This window comes from Eggerthia catenaformis OT 569 = DSM 20559, assembly GCF_000340375.1.
Classification (GTDB): domain Bacteria; phylum Bacillota_I; class Bacilli_A; order Erysipelotrichales; family Coprobacillaceae; genus Eggerthia; species Eggerthia catenaformis.
Genome location: NZ_KB446647.1, coordinates 403082 through 421458, shown reverse-complemented (window position 1 = coordinate 421458; position 18377 = coordinate 403082). Strand labels below are relative to the sequence as shown.

General features: G+C 33.2%; 15 protein-coding genes and 2 other annotated features. All 15 genes read left to right on the top strand.

Features of this window, described 5'->3' with window-relative positions:
• Positions 1 to 75 precede the first annotated feature (75 nt).
• A complete protein-coding gene (locus HMPREF9943_RS04550) occupies positions 76 to 1575 on the top strand; it encodes an alpha-amylase family glycosyl hydrolase (protein ID WP_004802465.1) in 1500 nt (499 codons plus the stop codon).
• Positions 1576 to 1666: 91 nt separating this feature from the next.
• Positions 1667 to 2179 (top strand): adenine phosphoribosyltransferase, encoded by a 513-nt coding sequence (locus HMPREF9943_RS04545; protein WP_004802463.1) that lies wholly within the window; start codon positions 1667 to 1669, stop codon positions 2177 to 2179.
• A gap of 154 nt (positions 2180 to 2333) precedes the next feature.
• Positions 2334 to 4550: a RelA/SpoT family protein gene (locus HMPREF9943_RS04540; protein ID WP_004802461.1), complete on the top strand. Its 2217-nt coding sequence runs from the start codon at positions 2334 to 2336 to the stop codon at positions 4548 to 4550.
• 47 nt (positions 4551 to 4597) lie between these two features.
• Positions 4598 to 4787 (top strand) — a binding site (T-box leader).
• A 37-nt stretch (positions 4788 to 4824) separates the two neighbouring features.
• The gene (hisS, locus tag HMPREF9943_RS04535; RefSeq protein WP_004802459.1) at positions 4825 to 6093 is read left to right on the top strand and encodes a histidine--tRNA ligase; all 1269 of its coding nucleotides are present in this window, start codon (positions 4825 to 4827) and stop codon (positions 6091 to 6093) included.
• 1 nt (position 6094) lies between these two features.
• A complete protein-coding gene (gene aspS, locus HMPREF9943_RS04530) occupies positions 6095 to 7855 on the top strand; it encodes an aspartate--tRNA ligase (RefSeq protein ID WP_004802457.1) in 1761 nt (586 codons plus the stop codon).
• Complete coding sequence (locus HMPREF9943_RS04525) at positions 7839 to 8918, top strand: M24 family metallopeptidase (RefSeq protein WP_004802455.1); 1080 nt, start codon at positions 7839 to 7841, stop codon at positions 8916 to 8918. Before aspS ends, HMPREF9943_RS04525 begins: the two co-directional genes overlap by 17 nt.
• Positions 8919 to 9006: 88 nt before the next feature.
• Positions 9007 to 10308 (top strand): fused HPr family phosphocarrier protein/2-hydroxyacid dehydrogenase, encoded by a 1302-nt coding sequence (locus HMPREF9943_RS04520; protein WP_004802453.1) that lies wholly within the window; start codon positions 9007 to 9009, stop codon positions 10306 to 10308.
• Positions 10309 to 10444: 136 nt separating this feature from the next.
• Positions 10445 to 11563, top strand: coding sequence for an alanine dehydrogenase (gene ald, locus HMPREF9943_RS04515; protein WP_004802452.1), 1119 nt, complete (start codon positions 10445 to 10447; stop codon positions 11561 to 11563).
• Positions 11564 to 11701: 138 nt separating this feature from the next.
• Positions 11702 to 13018: a UDP-N-acetylmuramate--L-alanine ligase gene (locus tag HMPREF9943_RS04510; RefSeq protein ID WP_004802449.1), complete on the top strand. Its 1317-nt coding sequence runs from the start codon at positions 11702 to 11704 to the stop codon at positions 13016 to 13018.
• A gap of 1 nt (position 13019) precedes the next feature.
• Entirely contained in the window at positions 13020 to 13316 is a 297-nt protein-coding gene (locus HMPREF9943_RS04505; protein ID WP_004802447.1) for a DUF948 domain-containing protein, read from the top strand.
• Positions 13317 to 13330: 14 nt separating this feature from the next.
• A complete protein-coding gene (locus HMPREF9943_RS04500; RefSeq protein ID WP_004802445.1) occupies positions 13331 to 13804 on the top strand; it encodes a YtxH domain-containing protein in 474 nt (157 codons plus the stop codon).
• 1 nt (position 13805) lies between these two features.
• Positions 13806 to 14813, top strand: coding sequence for a LacI family DNA-binding transcriptional regulator (locus HMPREF9943_RS04495; protein WP_004802443.1), 1008 nt, complete (start codon positions 13806 to 13808; stop codon positions 14811 to 14813).
• Between the two features lie 53 nt (positions 14814 to 14866).
• A complete protein-coding gene (locus tag HMPREF9943_RS04490) occupies positions 14867 to 16150 on the top strand; it encodes a chloride channel protein (protein ID WP_004802441.1) in 1284 nt (427 codons plus the stop codon).
• A gap of 49 nt (positions 16151 to 16199) precedes the next feature.
• Complete coding sequence (locus tag HMPREF9943_RS04485; RefSeq protein WP_196793790.1) at positions 16200 to 16892, top strand: deoxynucleoside kinase; 693 nt, start codon at positions 16200 to 16202, stop codon at positions 16890 to 16892.
• A gap of 14 nt (positions 16893 to 16906) precedes the next feature.
• Positions 16907 to 17106 (top strand) — a binding site (T-box leader).
• Positions 17107 to 17139: 33 nt separating this feature from the next.
• Positions 17140 to 18366, top strand: a complete 1227-nt coding sequence (gene tyrS / locus HMPREF9943_RS04480) for a tyrosine--tRNA ligase (protein ID WP_004802438.1) — start codon at positions 17140 to 17142, stop codon at positions 18364 to 18366.
• Positions 18367 to 18377: the final 11 nt, after the last annotated feature.

Genomic DNA, 18377 nt, shown 5'->3' with positions numbered 1-18377 from the left:
TGAAATAAAACGAAAGGATCTTATCTTTTTAATAATCCGATATTTGATAAAATAGATATGAAAGGAGTATTGTCAATGAAAAGGAAAATTATTGTTTTTTTACTCAGTTCTTTTATATTAATAGGATGTACATCAGAAACTAAGCCAAAAGAAGTCTCATTTTATGAAAATACTGAGGAAACAAAACTAAAGAAGTCGGGAACATACTATGAGATATTTGTAAGATCTTATGCTGACAGTGATGGAGATGGTATTGGTGATCTTAATGGGATCAGAGAAAATCTTAAGGAGCTTTCAGAATTAGGAGTTGAAGGCATATGGCTGACACCTATTTTTCAATCACCAAGCTATCATAAATATGATGTAACTGATTATTATAAAATAGATAAGGAATATGGAACTATAGAAGATCTTAAAAATCTTGTTAAAGAGGCTCATGATAAAAAGATTAAGGTTATTATTGATATGCCTATTAATCATACCAGTCATCAGCATTCATGGTTTAAAGATGTTTTAAAAAATAAAGATAGCCAGTATAAGTCATATTATCGTATTACTGATAAAGATAATAAGAAGATTAATACAAAGTCTATTGAGATGGGACATAAATCATGGAATAAGCTTAATGATCAAGAGCTCTATTATGCTTTATTTTCTGAAAGTATGCCCGATCTGAACTTCAGCAATCAGAAAGTTAGAGATGAGATGAAAAAAATAGGGCAGTATTGGCTTAAGGAGACAGGACTGGATGGATACAGATTAGATGCAGCAGCACATATCTATGGAAAAGCTGAATATTCCAGTGAAATTGATTCATCAAAAGAGAATATTAACTGGTGGGCTGAATATAGAGAAGCTATGAGGAAGACAAATAAGGATGTATATCTTGTAGGCGAAGTATGGATGAACAGTAATATTGTCTCACAATATTATAAAGTTTTTGATTCTAATTTTAATTTTGATTTATCAGAAAATGGTATTACTAAAGCTATTCTAATGCAAAGTGCCGGCGGTCTTTCAACAAAGATACCACTCATTTATGATAGCTATAAACAAGAAACAAAGAATTATATTGATGCTCCGTTTTTAAGTAATCATGATCAGAATAGAATTGCCCAAACATTAGAGAGTCTTTCTCAACAAAAACTTGCAGCTTCAATACTGCTGACATTACCCGGCAATCCTTTTATTTATTATGGTGAAGAATTAGGTATGAAAGGGCAGAAGCCTGATGAAAATATTAGAGAAGGATATGTATGGGGGAATAAGTACCAGACTAAATGGCAGGCTTCTTTATATAATAAGCAGACAACCTCTTTATTAGCACAGAAAAAGAATGCCCAGTCATTATATAATCATTATAAAAAAATGATTCAATTGAGAAAATCAAATAGCGCTTTAAAATATGGTGATTTTTTAATTGCTGAGACAAAAGATGACCAAGTACTGGCATTTTATAGACAGTACAAAGATAAAAAATCTTTAGTTGTCCATAATCTTTCTGATAAAGAAAAGAGTATTGAAATTGATAATAAAAATATTAAGCTTTCTGCTTATTCAACTCATATTTTATAAAATACAGATATCTTTATAGACTTCCTATAAAGATATCTTTTTTTTATAAATAAAATTTGATATAATGACTTATGTTATAGGAGGAATCGTTATGGATTTAAAAAAATATGTAGCAGATATTCCTGATTTCCCACAGAAAGGAATTATATTCAGAGATGTAACGCCGATGCTACAGGATGGAGAAGCTTTTGCTGAATCTATTCGTCAGATTACTGACTTTGCGAAAAATAAAAATATTGATATTGTTGTTGGACCTGAAGCTAGAGGCTTTTTGTATGGCTGTCCTACGGCTATTAGCTTAAATGCCGGCTTTGCTCCTGTCAGAAAACCCGGTAAGCTGCCTAGAGAAACAGTAAGTCGTACTTATGATTTAGAATATGGTTCAAATGAAATATTTATGCATAAAGATTCAATTAAACCGGGACAGAAAGTTTTACTGGTAGATGATTTACTTGCTACCGGCGGAACTGTTAAAGCGGCAATTGAACTTGTTGAAGAAATGGGCGGAGAAGTTGCTGGCTGTGCTTTTGTGATTGAATTGCTAGATTTACATGGCAGAGATCTTTTAGAAGGCTACGACATTTTTTCTATTTTAACTTATTAAAAAGAGACACCTGTCTCTTTTTTCTTAAATGACTTAAGATTATTCCTCAGGTATAACATCAAAAAATTTATTTAGTGTAGTAAAATAGAATTTCTTTTTAAATAGTATTATAATATTTGTTATAAATAAATTATGTAAAGGAGGTGCTATAGATATGGATACTATTAAAGGTGCACATGACCAGGTAAGCTATGAAGACGTATTAATGCTTGCTAAACAATATATCACAAATAAAGATGATTTGGATCTAATGAGAGGCGCTTATGATTTTATTATGATAAAACATGCGACTCAGAAAAGAAGAAGCGGAGAACCTTATACTGTTCATTTAATCTGGGTGGCTTATATTCTTGCAACCTTACAGACTGGTCCTAAAACTATAGCTGCCGGCTTCTTACATGATGTAATGGAAGACTGTAATGTTCCTCATGATGAGATGGTGGAACGGTTTGGTGAAGAAATCACAACTTTAGTAGAAGGTGTTACTAAAATTAATAAGATGCCTTATATGGAAGAAAGTGAAATTTATGCTGAAAATCATCGTAAGATTTATATTGCGATGGCTAAGGATATTCGTGTGATTCTGATTAAGCTTGCTGACAGGCTTCATAATATGAGAACTCTTCAGTTTATGCCTTCTGAAAAGCAGCAGAGAATTTCTCGTGAAACACTGGAAGTCTATGCTCCTATTGCTCATAGATTAGGTATAAATGATATACGTATTGAATTAGAAGATTTATGTCTTTCTTATTTAGATCCAAAAGCTTATAAAGAAATAGCTGATTTACTGGAACAGAAAAGAAGCGAAAGAAAAGAAGCTGTTGATCATATGCGTGAATCAGTTGAAAAACTATTACAGGAACATCATATTGAATATCGTATTAAAGGAAGAGCAAAGCATATTTATTCTATATATAAGAAAATGGTTATTAAGCATAAGAGATTTGATGAATTGTATGACTTAAATGCTTTAAGAATTATTTTGAAAAATAAAGTGGAATGCTATGAAGTATTGGGTATTATTCATGAAAAATATCGTCCATTGCCAGGACGTTTTAAAGATTATATTGCGATGCCTAAACCTAATATGTACCAGTCTTTGCATACCGCAGTTATTGGTGAAGGCGGACAGATCTTTGAAATACAGATACGTACTGAGGAGATGGATGAACTTGCTGAAAGAGGTGTTGCCTCTCACTGGCGTTATAAAGAAGGCAGTAAGTATTCAGCTAAAGAAGAACAAAGAGAAATTGGCGAGAAGTTACAATGGCTTTCTGATTTTATTACTATTTCTGATGAGGTTAAGGATGAAAAAGCTCAGGAATACTATGACACTTTAAAAAGAGATATCTTTGAAGCTAATGTTTATATTTTAACTCCGCAGGGCAAAATAGTAGAACTTCCTAATGGATCTACACCAATTGATTTTGCTTACCGCATTCATACTGAAGTAGGACATCATGCTACCGGAGCAATTGTTAATAATGTCATGGTGCCTATTGATACAAAACTGAAAACAGGAGATGTCTGTAAGATTCTGACTCAGAATAATGCACATCCTAGTGAAGACTGGCTGAAGTTTGTCCGTACAGGAAGTGCTAGAAATAAGATTAAAGCTTATCTTACTAAAAAAGAAAATGAAAACAATAAGGAAATTATTGAAGAAGGATATCGTATTTTGAAGGCGGAAGTGACAAGACGCAGTCTTGATGAAAAAGTTTACTTAGATAGTGAAGTTTATAAACCGTTCTTTAATACTTTAGGAGTTAAAAATTTTGATGAGATTCTGATGGTTATCGGTAAGAAATCAGCGACACCATCTGCTTTGCTTGACAAGGTTATTCCTCAAAAGAAAAGTATTTTTGATAATCTATCAAAAATGTTAAAGAAAAATAATAATGCGATTGCTCATCAGAATAAGAAAAAGAGTATTGGCATAAGCGTAAAGAATGTTTCAGGATTAAAAATGTCCATTTCTAAATGCTGTTCACCAATACCGGGTGATCAGGTGGCAGGCTTTGTATCTAAAGGACAGGGAATTAAAGTTCATCGTATTGATTGTCCCAATATAGTGAATGCTGATCCGGCTAGACTGATAGATGTCTATTGGGATTATACAAATCTTGATAATAAGCGTTATACTGTTGATTTACAGATACTGGGATTGGATAGGCCTAATTTATTAAATGATGTTGTAACAATACTTGGAACAAGTAATGTTAGTATTTTAAATATTAATGCCTCTGTTAATGATCTGGATGCAGATATTAAGGTAAGTGTATCTGTTGAAAATGCTGAAATACTTCAAGTAACGATTGATAATTTAAATAAGATTCAAGGAATATCAAATGTAAAGAGAGTTATTCATTAACTCTCTTTTATAGCTTGAAATATTTCGTATTTTGATTTATAATCACATCATATTCAGTGAAAAAGATTAAATAGTAAATCTTTTATAGAGACATTATGGCTGGTGGAAATAATGATAGAAATACTATGGGACACTTTGGAGAATGCTCTAAACAAGCACGTTATCTCGCGTTAAGAGAATAAAGTGTGTATTGAAAAATACAAACTAAGGTGGTACCGCGTGAATGACGTCCTTAGAGGATGTCTTTTTTTATTTAAAAATAAGGAGGAAGTATATGAAATATATTGCACCAAGAGGAACTGTAGATATTCTTCCGGATAAGATTGATGGATGGATCGGATTGGAGAATATTTTACGTACAATTGCTGAAAATTATAATGTAAAAGAGATGAGAACACCAATTTTTGAACATACAGAACTATTTAACAGGGCGGTTGGTGATACTACAGATGTTGTTTCCAAAGAAATGTATTCTTTTGAAGATAAAAAGGGAAGAAGTATAACTTTAAGACCTGAAGGAACAGCCGGCATAGCTAGGAGTTATGTGGAAAATAAGATGTACGCCTTACCTGAAAAGCTTCAGAAAGTTTTTTATATGGGACCAATGTTCAGATACGAAAGACCGCAAAGCGGACGGCAAAGACAGTTTCATCAGTTTGGAGTAGAAATGCTTGGTATTGAATCACCGTATGTTGATGTAGAATGTATGATGATGGCATTAAATATTGTTCAGGCATTAAATATTAGAGATGTTACACTACATATTAACTCATTAGGTGATGAAGCATCAAGAGATGCATATAGAGAAGCTTTGAAAGACCATTTTAGACCTCATCTAAAGGAATTATGTTATGACTGTAATACACGATTTGAGAAGAATCCTTTACGTATTCTTGATTGCAAGACTGATAAGGATCATCCTGCTATGAAAAGTGCACCATGTACAATTGACTATCTGACAGAAACAGCAAAAGCACATTTTGATAAAGTGTGTGAATTATTAGATGCTTTGGAAGTCAAATATGTAATAGACCCTAATATGGTTAGAGGACTTGACTATTATTCACATACGATATTTGAACTTATATCTGACGCTTCCGTGCTTGGTGCCGGAAGTACTATCGGTGGCGGTGGTCGTTATAATGGCTTAGTAGAAGAACTGGGAGGACCTGCTACTCCCGGTGTCGGATTTGCATTTGGTATGGAAAGACTGATCATTGCAATGAACAATAATCATTTAGAGAGTCAGCATATAGATGTTTATGTTATGCCTTTGGGAGAAGAGTCAAAAGATTATTCTATGCAGCTGATGGCGGCTTTACGAGCAAATGGCTATTGTGCAGATATGGATTTTGCTGATCGAGGATTAAAAGGACAATTTAAATCTGCTGATCGTTTTGTTGCCCGCTTCTCATTTATTATTGGTGAAGATGAAGTAGAAAATGAAACAATTACTGTAAAGGATAATATAACAAAGGAACAAAAACAAATAAAAGTAGAAGAAATTATTGATTTTTTAGATAGTAAATTAGGAGTAAGATAAAATGGAAAGAACGCATAATAATGGAGAATTGAGATTAACGGATGTCGGCAAGAAGGTTACATTAATAGGATGGGTCGCTAAAAAAAGAAATATGGGAGCTATTGTATTTATAGACTTAAGAGATCGTTATGGCATGACTCAGATTGTTTTTAATGATCAATTTGCTGAGAGCTTAAAAGATGTTAAAAATGAGTATATTTTACAAATAAAAGGGGAAGTTGCTGAAAGAAGCTCCAAGAATCCTAAAATGCCAACAGGGGACATTGAAATCAATGCAGAATCTTTTAAAGTTATTAATACAGCTAAAATTCCTCCTATTATCATTGCTGATGAAACAGATGCTAGCGAAGAGACAAGATTAAAGTATCGATATCTTGATTTAAGAAGACCTGTTTTACAGAATAAAATAATAACTCGTGCAAAGATTGTTAAGGCAATTCATGAATTCTTGGATAATGAAGATTTTATTGAGATAGAAACACCGTACTTAAATAGATCAACACCGGAAGGAGCAAGAGATTTCTTGGTTCCATCAAGAGTTCATCGTGGTAAATTTTATGCTCTTCCTCAATCTCCTCAGCTTTTTAAGCAGTTATTAATGATTTCAGGATTTGAAAAATATTATCAGATTGCCCGATGTTTTAGAGATGAAGATTTACGTGCAGACAGACAGCCTGAATTCACACAGGTAGATGTTGAGATGTCATTTATGTCAACTGATCAGATTCTTTCTCTTGGCGAGAGATTAGCTGCAAAGATAATGAAAGATGTAAAAAACATTGATATTACTCTACCATTGCGTCGCTTAACATGGCATGATGCTATGGAAACATATGGAACTGATAAGCCGGATACACGCTTTGACTTAAAACTTGTTAATTTGAATGAAACAGTTAAAGATGTCGATTTTGCAGTATTCAAGAATGTTTTAGAAACTAATGGATATGTCAAAGGAATAAATGTGAGAAATAAAGCAGACTATTTTTCTAGAAAGAAAATAGATGCATTAACTGAGATAGCTAAGAAGTATAAAGCAAAAGGATTATCTTGGTTAAAAGTGAATGAAGAAGGTATTCAGGGTCCGATTGCTAAATTTTTTGATGATCAGCAAAGTGAAACTTTATTAAAGGTAATGGATGCTCATAATGGTGATTTACTGTTATTTGCAGCGGATTCTCATTATATGATTGTCTGCAATGCATTATCAGCAATTAGAAATTATTTAGGTAAGGAATTGCATTTGTATGATCCTTCTACATTTGATTTCTTATGGGTTATTGATTTTCCAATGTTTGAATATGATGAAGAAGAAGGGCGATACTATGCTATGCATCATCCATTCACAAGACCAAGAGAATCAGATTTAGATAAGATTGATACAGATCCGGCACATTGTCTTGCTGATGCATATGATATTGTTTTAAATGGTTTTGAACTTGGCGGAGGAAGTCAGAGAATATATGATGAAAAGCTGCAGGAACGTGCTTTCAATGCATTAGGATTTACTAAAGAAGCTATCAGAAGTCAGTTTGGATGGTTTGTTGATGCATTCCAATATGGTGCTCCTCCTCATGGCGGCTTTGCTTTAGGACTTGATCGTATTGTTATGATTCTCACTGAAAGTGATTCATTAAGAGATGTTATTGCTTTTCCTAAGAATACCAGTGCGTCTGATCCTGTAACGGATGCACCCGGCACTGTTTATGTAAAACAGCTGGATGAGCTGGGAATAGAGGTAAAAGATAATGCTTCACAGGAATAGAATAGAAAAAATCACTGATAAAATGATAAAGTCAGGCTGTGATTATTTATTAATCACAGATCCTGCTTCTATTGATTATTTATTAGATTATTATAATGACCCTCATGAAAGAACCTATATGATGGTTCTTGCTAAAAATCATCATCACAAACTTTTTTTAAACAAACTGTTTTATCTAAAAGAAGATTTAGATCTATCAATTGAATGGTTTAGTGATACAGATGATTCTTTAGGAATGATTGCTGATTTTATTAAAGAAGGAAAGTTAATTGGTGTAGACAAGAATATGCCGGCAAGATGGCTGATTCCATTAATGAATACTTGTCAATTATCACATTTTATTGTTGGTAGTTATATACTTGATGAAGTAAGAGGAATAAAGGATCATGAAGAGCAGAAATTAATGATTCAGTCATCAAAAATTAATGATAAGGCTATGGATCAGATGAAGCATTGTTTATCACTAAATTATTCAGAAAAAGAAATGGAGCCTCTTTTGCTTGATACTTATCTATCAATGGGAGCTTCCGGTCATTCTTTTGAGCCGATATTTGGATATGGCAAGAATGGAGCTGATCCTCATCATATAGGAGATGATACACATTTAAAAGCAGGAGATTCTATTATTGTAGATATGGGCTGTATTTATAAAGGATATTGTTCTGATATGACAAGAACATTCTTTTATAAAGAAGTATCCGATAAGCAAAGAGAAGTTTATGAGCTTGTTTTAAAAGCACAAACAGCAGCAGAAGCTGCTGTTAGACCGGGAATAAAATTAAAAGATATTGATCAGATAGCAAGAGATATTATTACTGAGGGCGGATATGGTGCTGAATTTAATCATAGACTTGGTCATTTTATTGGACGATTATGTCATGAAGCAGGAGAAGTATCCGGCTCTTCTGAGATTATTGCTAAAGAAGGTATGATTTTTTCTATTGAACCAGGAATTTATATTAAAGGTGAATTTGGTGTAAGAATTGAAGATCTTGTGATGGTTACAAGAGATGGCTGCCGGGTTTTAAATTCTTATCCTAAAGAATTGACGGTTATAGATTAAATAATTTTTTAGAAAACAATCATATTTTTACATATATTCAGTGATTTTGTGATAGACTATAATTATAAATGAGGAGGAATGATTAGAAATGAAAGAAATTAGTTATGTTGTTGAGAATCAAATGGGGATTCATGCACGTCCAGCCGGTTTACTAGCCAATTTATGTGTTAATTTTAGGAGTGCAGTTTCTATCAAATTAGGTGATAAGACTGCTGCCGGTAATAATGTATTACAAATTTTAGCTTTGGGGGCTCAGAAAGGTGATACACTTATTGTAACAGCTGAAGGTGCTGATGAAGAAGAAGCAATTGTAAAAGTAGAAGAATTACTAAAAGGAGAATTTGCTGAGAAAGCTCCTACAAAGATATTAAAGATTGCTTTCTTTGGAACAAAGGATTATGATCGTACATTCTTTAGTGAATTAGTAAAGGATAAAGGTCCTGGCACATATAATTCAGATATTAGATATTTTACAGTAAGATTAACTCCAGAAACAGCTTCATTAGCTAAAGGATATGATGCCGTATGTATCTTTGTAAATGATGAAGCACCTAGAAGTGTTGTAGAGGAATTAGCAAGAGGCGGGGTTAAGTTGATCTTATTACGCTGTGCCGGATTTAATAATGTTGATTTACAGGCTGCTAAGGAATGCAATATTAAAGTGGCTCGTGTACCTGCTTATTCTCCATATGCAGTAGCTGAACATGCAATGGCAATTATTCAGGAAGCAAACAGAAGACTTGGAAAAGCTTATAATAAAGTAAGAGATAATAACTTTGCTTTATCTGGGTTGCTTGGCTTAGACTTACATAATAAGGTTTGTGGTGTTATGGGGACCGGTAAGATTGGTCAGTGCTTTGCTAGAATTGCTAAGGGATATGGCATGACTGTTATTGGATGGGATGCTTATCCTAATCAGTCTTTAGTTGATGAAGGTTTATTAACTTATGTAAGCAAAGATGAATTACTAGAAAAAGCTGATCTTATTTCTTTACATGCACCATTAATTATGGGAGAAGGTGGAACTTATCATTTAATTGATAGTGAAGCTATTTCTAAGATGAAAAATAATGTTATGCTGGTTAATACAGCACGTGGTCCATTAATTGATGCAGAAGCATTAATTGCCGGCTTAAGAGCTGATAAGTTCCATGCAGTAGCTTTAGATGTTTATGAAGGAGAAGATGAGAATGTCTATACTGATAGATCTGATGAAGCACTTCATAGTTCTATTACAGCTCGTTTACAAATGTTCCCTAATTTAGTCTTAACTTCACATCAGGCTTTCTTTACAAGAGAAGCTTTACAGGCTATTGCAGTTGTTACAATGGAAAATGCTCGTAATTTTAATGAAGGAAATGACTTAGGATTTGCTGAGGTAAAAGCATAATAAGAGTAAAAGAGAGGTGAGTATCATCTCTCTTTTATGCTTATATAATCAAATGAATTATGTTTGCATTCATATTCATTTTATTTTATAATATGATCATATTTTTTGTATAAAAAAGAAAAATGGAGGAAATATAATGATTATAGGATGTGTTAAAGAAATAAAAAATAATGAATACAGAGTAGGATTAACACCTGATAATGTTAAAGAGTATGTCAGCAAAGGCCATATTGTTTATATTCAAAAGGATGCCGGAATAGGTTCGGGATTCAGCAATGAAGAATATAATAGTGCTGGAGCACAAATTATTGAGGATGCCTCATTAATTTGGGAAAAATCAGAAATGATGGTAAAAGTTAAAGAACCTTTAGAAGAAGAATATAATTATTTCCATGAAGGATTGATCTTATATACTTATTTTCATTTAGCAGCTGATAAACCTTTAATAGATGCTCTTTTAAAGGCAAAAGTAACAGCAGTTGCTTATGAGACGCTGATTGAAAAAGATGGCAGCATTCCTTTGCTTGCTCCAATGAGTCAGATTGCCGGTCGCTTATCAGTTCAGGAAGGTGCTAAATATCTTGAAAAGAAATATGGTGGTGAAGGAATTCTTTTAGCCGGAGTACCCGGGACAGTTAGAGGCCATGTTGTTATTTTAGGAGGCGGAACAGTAGGACTTAATGCCTGCAAAATTGCAGTAGGTATGGGAGCAAATGTGACTATTCTAGATATTAATTTAAAGCGATTAGAATATATTGATGAATTATATGGAACACAGGTACAGACATTAGTTTCTAATAATATTAATATCGAAAAATCAGTCAGAGAAGCAGACTTGGTAATAGGTGCTGTTTTAATTCCCGGTAAATCAACACCTAAGATTTTTAAAAGAGAATATTTAAAAATCATGAAAAAAGGTTCAGTTTATGTAGATGTAGCAGTAGATCAGGGAGGATGCGGTGAATCAACACGAGTAACAACTCATGATGATCCGATCTATGTAGAAGAAGGAGTTGTTCACTATTGTGTAGGTAATATGCCTGGTGCTGTCTCAAGAACATCAACAATTGCACTAACAAGTGCGACTATCCATTATGGCTTACAGATTGCTAACAAGGGATTTTCTCAAGCGTGTCAAGAGAATGATGTTATTTATTCAGCAATCAATACATATAATGGCGAATTAACTTGTCTTAATGTCGCAAATAGCTTTGATGATTATAACTATCATGATATCAAAGAATTAATTTTATAGGATGAAAAAACAGCTATTAAGCTGTTTTTTAAAAAAGAATATCATTTTTCTTATATTTATGAAAATATTTTCAAAATGTATGAAAATAAATGAATACTTGTGAAGAATATGTTAGAATAGTACAAGAGGTGAAAGCTTATGTATTATTTTATTGGAATTAAAGGATCCGGAATGTCAAGCTTAGCTAGAATACTTTATGATTTAGGGTATGAAGTAGCCGGCAGTGATATTGATAAATACATATTTGTAGAAGATGGACTAAGACAAAGAGGGATTCCTATTTATTCTTGGAATCCGAATAATATTAAAGATGGCTATGATGTTATTATTGGAAATGATTTTCATAGAGAAACAAATGAAGAGGTAGCTGCTGCTTTAGATAATCCCAATGTTAAAACACATACATATTTTGGATTCTTAGGTGAATTTATGAATAAGTTTATATCTATGGGGATTGCCGGTACACATGGTAAAACGACTACAACGGGGATGGCTTATCATTTATTTAAAGAGTATAAGCCTACATCTGTACTTATTGGTGATGGTACCGGCTTTGCTGTAAAAGATGCTCACTATTTTATTTTTGAAAGCGATGAATATATGGATCATTTCCTATCTTATTATCCTGATTATGCCTATATTAATAATATTGAATTAGATCATGTTGATTATTTTAAAAGTCAGCAGGATTATGATCACTCATTTGAAGAATATGCCAATCATGCTAAAAAGGCTGTTGTTGTATGGGGAGATGATAAACGTCTTTCTAAACTACACTATAATAAGCCTGTTTATAAGTTTGGCTTGAATGATGATAATGATATACAGGCTAGAAATGTAATCAATAGTGAAAAGGGCTTATCATTTGATGTTTATATTCATAATGATTTATTTGGTCATTTTTCGTTACCGTTATATGGTATGCATACTCTTTATAACCTTCTTGGTGTTATTACATTAGGTTATCTGGAAGGTATGAATGCTTCTTATATTGAAGAAAGAATGAGCAGTTTTGAGGGTGTTAAGAGAAGGTATACTGTTCAGGAGATAGGCAATAATATTTATGTAGATGACTATGCTCATCATCCAACAGCTATTAAGTATGTATTGGAGGAGACACGTATTCGTTATCCTCATAAAAAGATTGTAGCGGTTTATCAACCCGATCGCTTTTCTAGAGCTAAGAGATTTGCGAAAGAATTTGCTGAAGTTATGAATTTAGCTGATTATCCATTCTTTGTGGACTTCCCTGAGAATGCTCATAAAGAGAAAGGAATAGATATTGATGTTACTGAAATTACGCAATATATACCTAGAGCAAATGTTATTAAAGAGGATTTACAGGGAGCGCAGCTTTTAGCTGAATATGATCATGTTGTTTATGTCTTTATGAGTCCTAAAGATATATATAAGTTAAAAGATTTAGTAATTAAAGCGAAAGGAGATAAAAAATAATATGAAAGCAATAGATATTTGTCTTTGTTTTTTAACTGTTTCTGGAGCATTTGCTTTAATCAGTCTTGGTGTTCTGTTTATTAGAATTGCCGGGACATTAAAGGAGGTCAATGTTTTATTTCCGCGTGTTGATGAGACAATTACGAAGATTAATTCAACTATTGATGATGTAAATTATAAGCTGGATCAGCTCAATGCACCTGTTGAGCTTATCAATAGAACATTTTCTAAAAGACATACATCAGGTGGTATTTTAGGTTTTATTACAAAATTATTAGGATTAAGAAAGAACAAATAGGAGGAGAGCAGACAATGAAATTAGGAAAGTTTATTTTTGGCTTAGGATTAGGAGCATTAGCCGGTGTTTTAATGGCACCAAAGAAAGGCAGTGAAACAAGAGAAGATATTAAAAACACTGCTACAAAGACATATGAAAAAGTAAAGAATATGTCAAAAGAAGATGTTCAGGCAATGATTGGTGAAACAATCGAAAATGTAAAGAAAACTGTTGACGAATTTGACAGCGAAGCTTTTAAAGCTTCTACTAAAGAGAAGATCGTTCAGCTACAGGAGAAGCTGACTGTTTTGGCTAATAAAGTTAAAGAATCAGAACAATATGAGAAAGTAGCTGAAAGTGTAACTCAGGCAGCTGATACTTTAAATGCCAAAATTGAGGACGTTAGAAAAAGCTTAAATAATAAGACAACAAACTCTGATAAGATTGAAGCTGAAATTGATGATGTTGAAAATGAACTTGATGAAATGATTGATGAAATAAGCGATTAATATGAAAAAGACCACTATTTATGATGTTGCTGAAGAAGCGGAAGTTTCACTGGCAACTGTATCAAGAGTAATTAATAATTCAAACGTCGTCAAAAAAGAAACTAGAGAAAGAGTTCTAGCAGCTATTGCCAGATTGGATTTTAAGCCTAATCAGGTAGCCAGAGGTTTGGCTACCAGCAAATCAACTACGATTGCAGTTATTTTCCCACAGTCTATCTTTGCCAGAGTGAAAGATATGATTAGCGGTATTGGAGATACCGGGAGAACATTAGATTATAATCTGATGATGTATACAACGGATGAACTGGGGGATGAAGACCCGGTTGATGATGTTATTGAAAGAGTTGTTAAAGCAAGGGCAGATGGAGTCATATTGTTTAATAATGATAAGATCATCCAGGAATTAGAACTGATGAAAAAATATAACATGCCTACAGCTGTAATTGGCTATAAAGCATCAGATGAACATCTTTGCAGTGTTTTTGTAGATGCACATAATATCGGATATACTCTAACAAAGAATTATCTTGATAAAGGGATAGATGATATTGTTTTCTTAAAGCCAAGACAGAATCTTTTAAGTCTTGATGATGCTATCAGCGGTATTAAGGATGCTTTTAAAGATGCAGGTAAGAAGTTTGATGATAAGAAGGTATTAAGCGTATCAACACATTTTTCTCAGAATTATCCTTTCTTTATGGACTATTTGAAGGAAAATAAGCCTAGAGTTGTTATAGCAGGATATGATAAAGAAGCTGTTTCTATGATGTATGCTGCTCAGGATTCACATTTAAGTGTTCCTGATGATATAGAAATTATTGGTATGGTTGATACAACTTATGCTAAGATGGCTAGACCATCATTGACATCGGTTTATCTGCCTGTATATGATATGGGAGCTATTGCTGTTAGACTGATCACTAAAATGCTGAATGGAGAAGGCATTGATAATCGTGAAGTCAATATGCAGTATAGTATCAATATTAGAAATACTACAAAACTATTATAGAGGTCTTAATTGACCTCTATTTTTATGCTATAATAGCTAAAGGAGGAGAATTTATGATTGAGACTGTAAAAAGACAAGCTGCCAGTTCTAAATGGTATATAAAAACGGCTTTTAAATGGAGTCTGATTGCTTTATTGATAGGGATAATATGCGGAGCTGTAGGAGCAGTATTCTCTATTTCTATTTCAAAGGTTACTGTTTTACGTATAAGCTATCCGTATCTGTTATATATGCTTCCATTAGCCGGTATAACAATTGTTTTTATTTATAAGAAGTTTAATGTATCAGGGTTAGGAACAGATGAAGTTATTGTAGCTGCAAGAGAAGGCAGTAATATGCAATTTTTACAGGTTCCGGCTATTTTTATTGGTACGATTTTGACACATTTATGTGGCGGTTCTGCCGGTCGAGAAGGAGCAGCTCTACAGATAGGGGGAGGCATTGCAAATAAGCTTAGCAGGATTCTAAAACTTAATCAGAATGATACTAAGATTCTAACTCGTGTAGGCATGGCAGCTTTTTTTAGTGCTCTATTCGGAACACCGGTAGCAGCCACTGCTTTTGGAACAATGGTTGTTAATGTCGGAACCATTCCTTATAGTGCAATTTTCCCCGGTCTTTTAGCTTCTATTATCAGTGCTGATCTTGCTGCTTTTTTAGGTGCTTCTCCAGAAAGATTTCATGTAGCTGCTCCTGTATTTTCTCATGTTATGCTATTAAAAGTTGCAGTATTAAGTGTTTTATGTGCTGTGGTTTCTGTATTATTTATTAATATTCTCCATTTTGTTGGAGAATTATATAAGAAATATTTTAATAATGCCTACTATAAGGTTATCTTTGGTGGATTTTTGATTATTATACTAACGATAATATTGCAGACAGGAGATTACAATGGGGCAGGTGTTAATGTCATTGAAAGGGCGATTGAGCATGGGCAGGCTAACCCTTTTGCTTTTCTTATCAAAATTCTTTTCACTGCGATTACTTTAGAAGCAGGATTTAAAGGTGGAGAAGTTGTTCCTTCATTCTTTATTGGAGCAACCTTTGGCTGCTGGATTGCACCTCTGCTTGGTATTCCTGCAGGATTTGGTGCTGCTATCGGTATGATTGGTGTTTTTGGTGGAGCTACAAACAGTTTTCTTTCACCGTTATTTCTATCAGTGGAAGTCTTTCAGTCAGCAGGATTTTTATATTTTGCTGTTGTCAGTATTATTTGCTATTTATTTTCCGGTTATTCTGGTCTTTATTCAAGTCAGAAAATTGTTTATTCAAAATTAGGTATTGAACAGATTGATGCTCATCCTAATCATTATCATGAAAGTGAAAATAAAAGATAAATCTTTTATATTATATATGTTATGATTTTAAAGCTAAAAGGAGAAAACAATGATGATTATAATGAGTGGAAGTATTGGCGCCGGAAAATCTGAACTAACAAAAATAGTAGCTGATCATTTGGGAACAGTTCCTTTCTATGAACCGGTTGAAGAAAATCCTATTCTGCCTTTATTTTATAAAGATCCTAATAGATATGCTTTCTTGCTACAGATTTATTTCTTAAATAAGAGATTTAAGTCTATCAAACAAGCTATGCAGGATGATAATAATGTCTTGGATCGTTCTATTTATGAGGATAGTTTATTCTTTCATATGAATGCAGAGATGGGACGTGCTAATATGCAGGAAGTTCAGGTCTATGATGATTTGTTTAAGAATATGATGGAGGAGCTGCCTTATGCAGCACATAAGAAGGCACCGGATTTATTAATACATATTGAAGTGTCTATTGATACTATGCTAGATCATATCTCAAAAAGAGGAAGAAGCTATGAACAGGTGGATCAGGATCCGTCATTGATTGCTTATTATCAGAATCTGATTGATCATTACATACCTTGGTATGAAGCGTATGATGTTTCACCAAAGATTAAAATAGATGGTGATTCTGCAGATTTTGTAAATGATATTGAAGATCGTAAGAAGGTATTGAAACAGATAGATGATAAGTTACGGGAGATAGGTAAACTTACTCAAAGTGATTATGATGAATTAATGATTAAGCTTGACAACTTAAAATGAATCATGTAGTTTATAGTAAAGCGTTGAAGAAGATAAGTAATTATTATGTTTTATAAAGAGAGATTCTGATTGGTGGAAAGAATTTAAAAGATAATAATGAATACACTTTGGAGCAGCTAAGTGCAAAGCTTAGACGGTGCATCACATCGTTAAAATAATGAGTGTGTATAGAAATATACAAATAAAGGTGGTACCGCGAGAATTCGTCCTTTAGTGATGGATTCTTTTTTTGTAGGAGGATATATGAATGGGTATTTATGAAGAATTAGAATGGAGAGGCTTGATTAAGGATATTTCTTCTCCGGAATTAAAAGATAAACTGAATAATGGAGGAATGACTTTTTATATTGGCACTGATCCAACTGGGGATAGTCTGCATATTGGTCATTTTTCATCATTTTTAATTTCTAAGAGATTAAAAGATGCCGGACATTATCCGATACTGCTGGTTGGCGGAGGGACAGGATTAATTGGTGATCCTAAACCAACTGCTGAAAGACCTATGATTACTTATGAACAGGTTAATCATAATTTTGAATGCTTAAAAGCACAGGCAGAAAGAATATTCGGTTTTGAAGTCGTAAATAATTATGACTGGTATAAGGATATGAATTTTATTGATTATTTAAGAGACTACGGTAAGTATTTTAATATTAATTATATGTTAAATAAGGATGTAGTAAGAAGAAGACTTGATGAAGGAATTACTTACTGTGAATTTTCTTATATGATTATGCAAGCTATGGATTTCTATGTTCTTCATCAAAATAAAGGTGTTAATTTACAGGTTGCAGGACAGGATCAGTGGGGCAATATTACTGCCGGTATAGAATTAACAAGAAAGAAGAGCGGAGAAGAGCTTTATGGCATTACAATGCCTTTACTTACTAAGTCCGATGGGACAAAGTTTGGTAAAAGTGAAGGAAAAGCTATCTGGCTTGATCGAGAAAAAACATCTCCATATGAGATGTATCAATTCTTCTTAAATAGCGAAGACAGTAAAGTTATAGATTATCTTAAATTTCTGACATTCTTATCAAAAGAAGAAATAGAAGAATTGGAAGAATCTAATAGAAATGAACCTCATTTAAGAAAAGCTCATAAAGCGCTTGCGAGAGAAGTTATTACCTTCCTTCATGGTAAAGAGGCTTATGATGAAGCTCTTGAAATATCAGAAATGCTTTTTAGTGGTCATATTGAGAATTTGACTTATGAACAAGTTAAAGCATGTTTTAATGGTGTTGAGTCTATTGATACTGATGAAGATCTTCAGATTTTAAATGCTCTAGTTAAAGCTGGAGCAGCTTCATCCAATAGAGAGGCAAGACAGTTTGTGAAGGGTGGATCTGTACTTGTGAATGGAGTTAAGATTACCGATGAAAAGTTCCTTGTTTCTAAAAAGAATGCCTATGGTCATAAAGCAACTGTTATCAGAAGAGGAAAGAAAAAATATTTTGTTATTAATCATAAGTAAGGTATCATCAG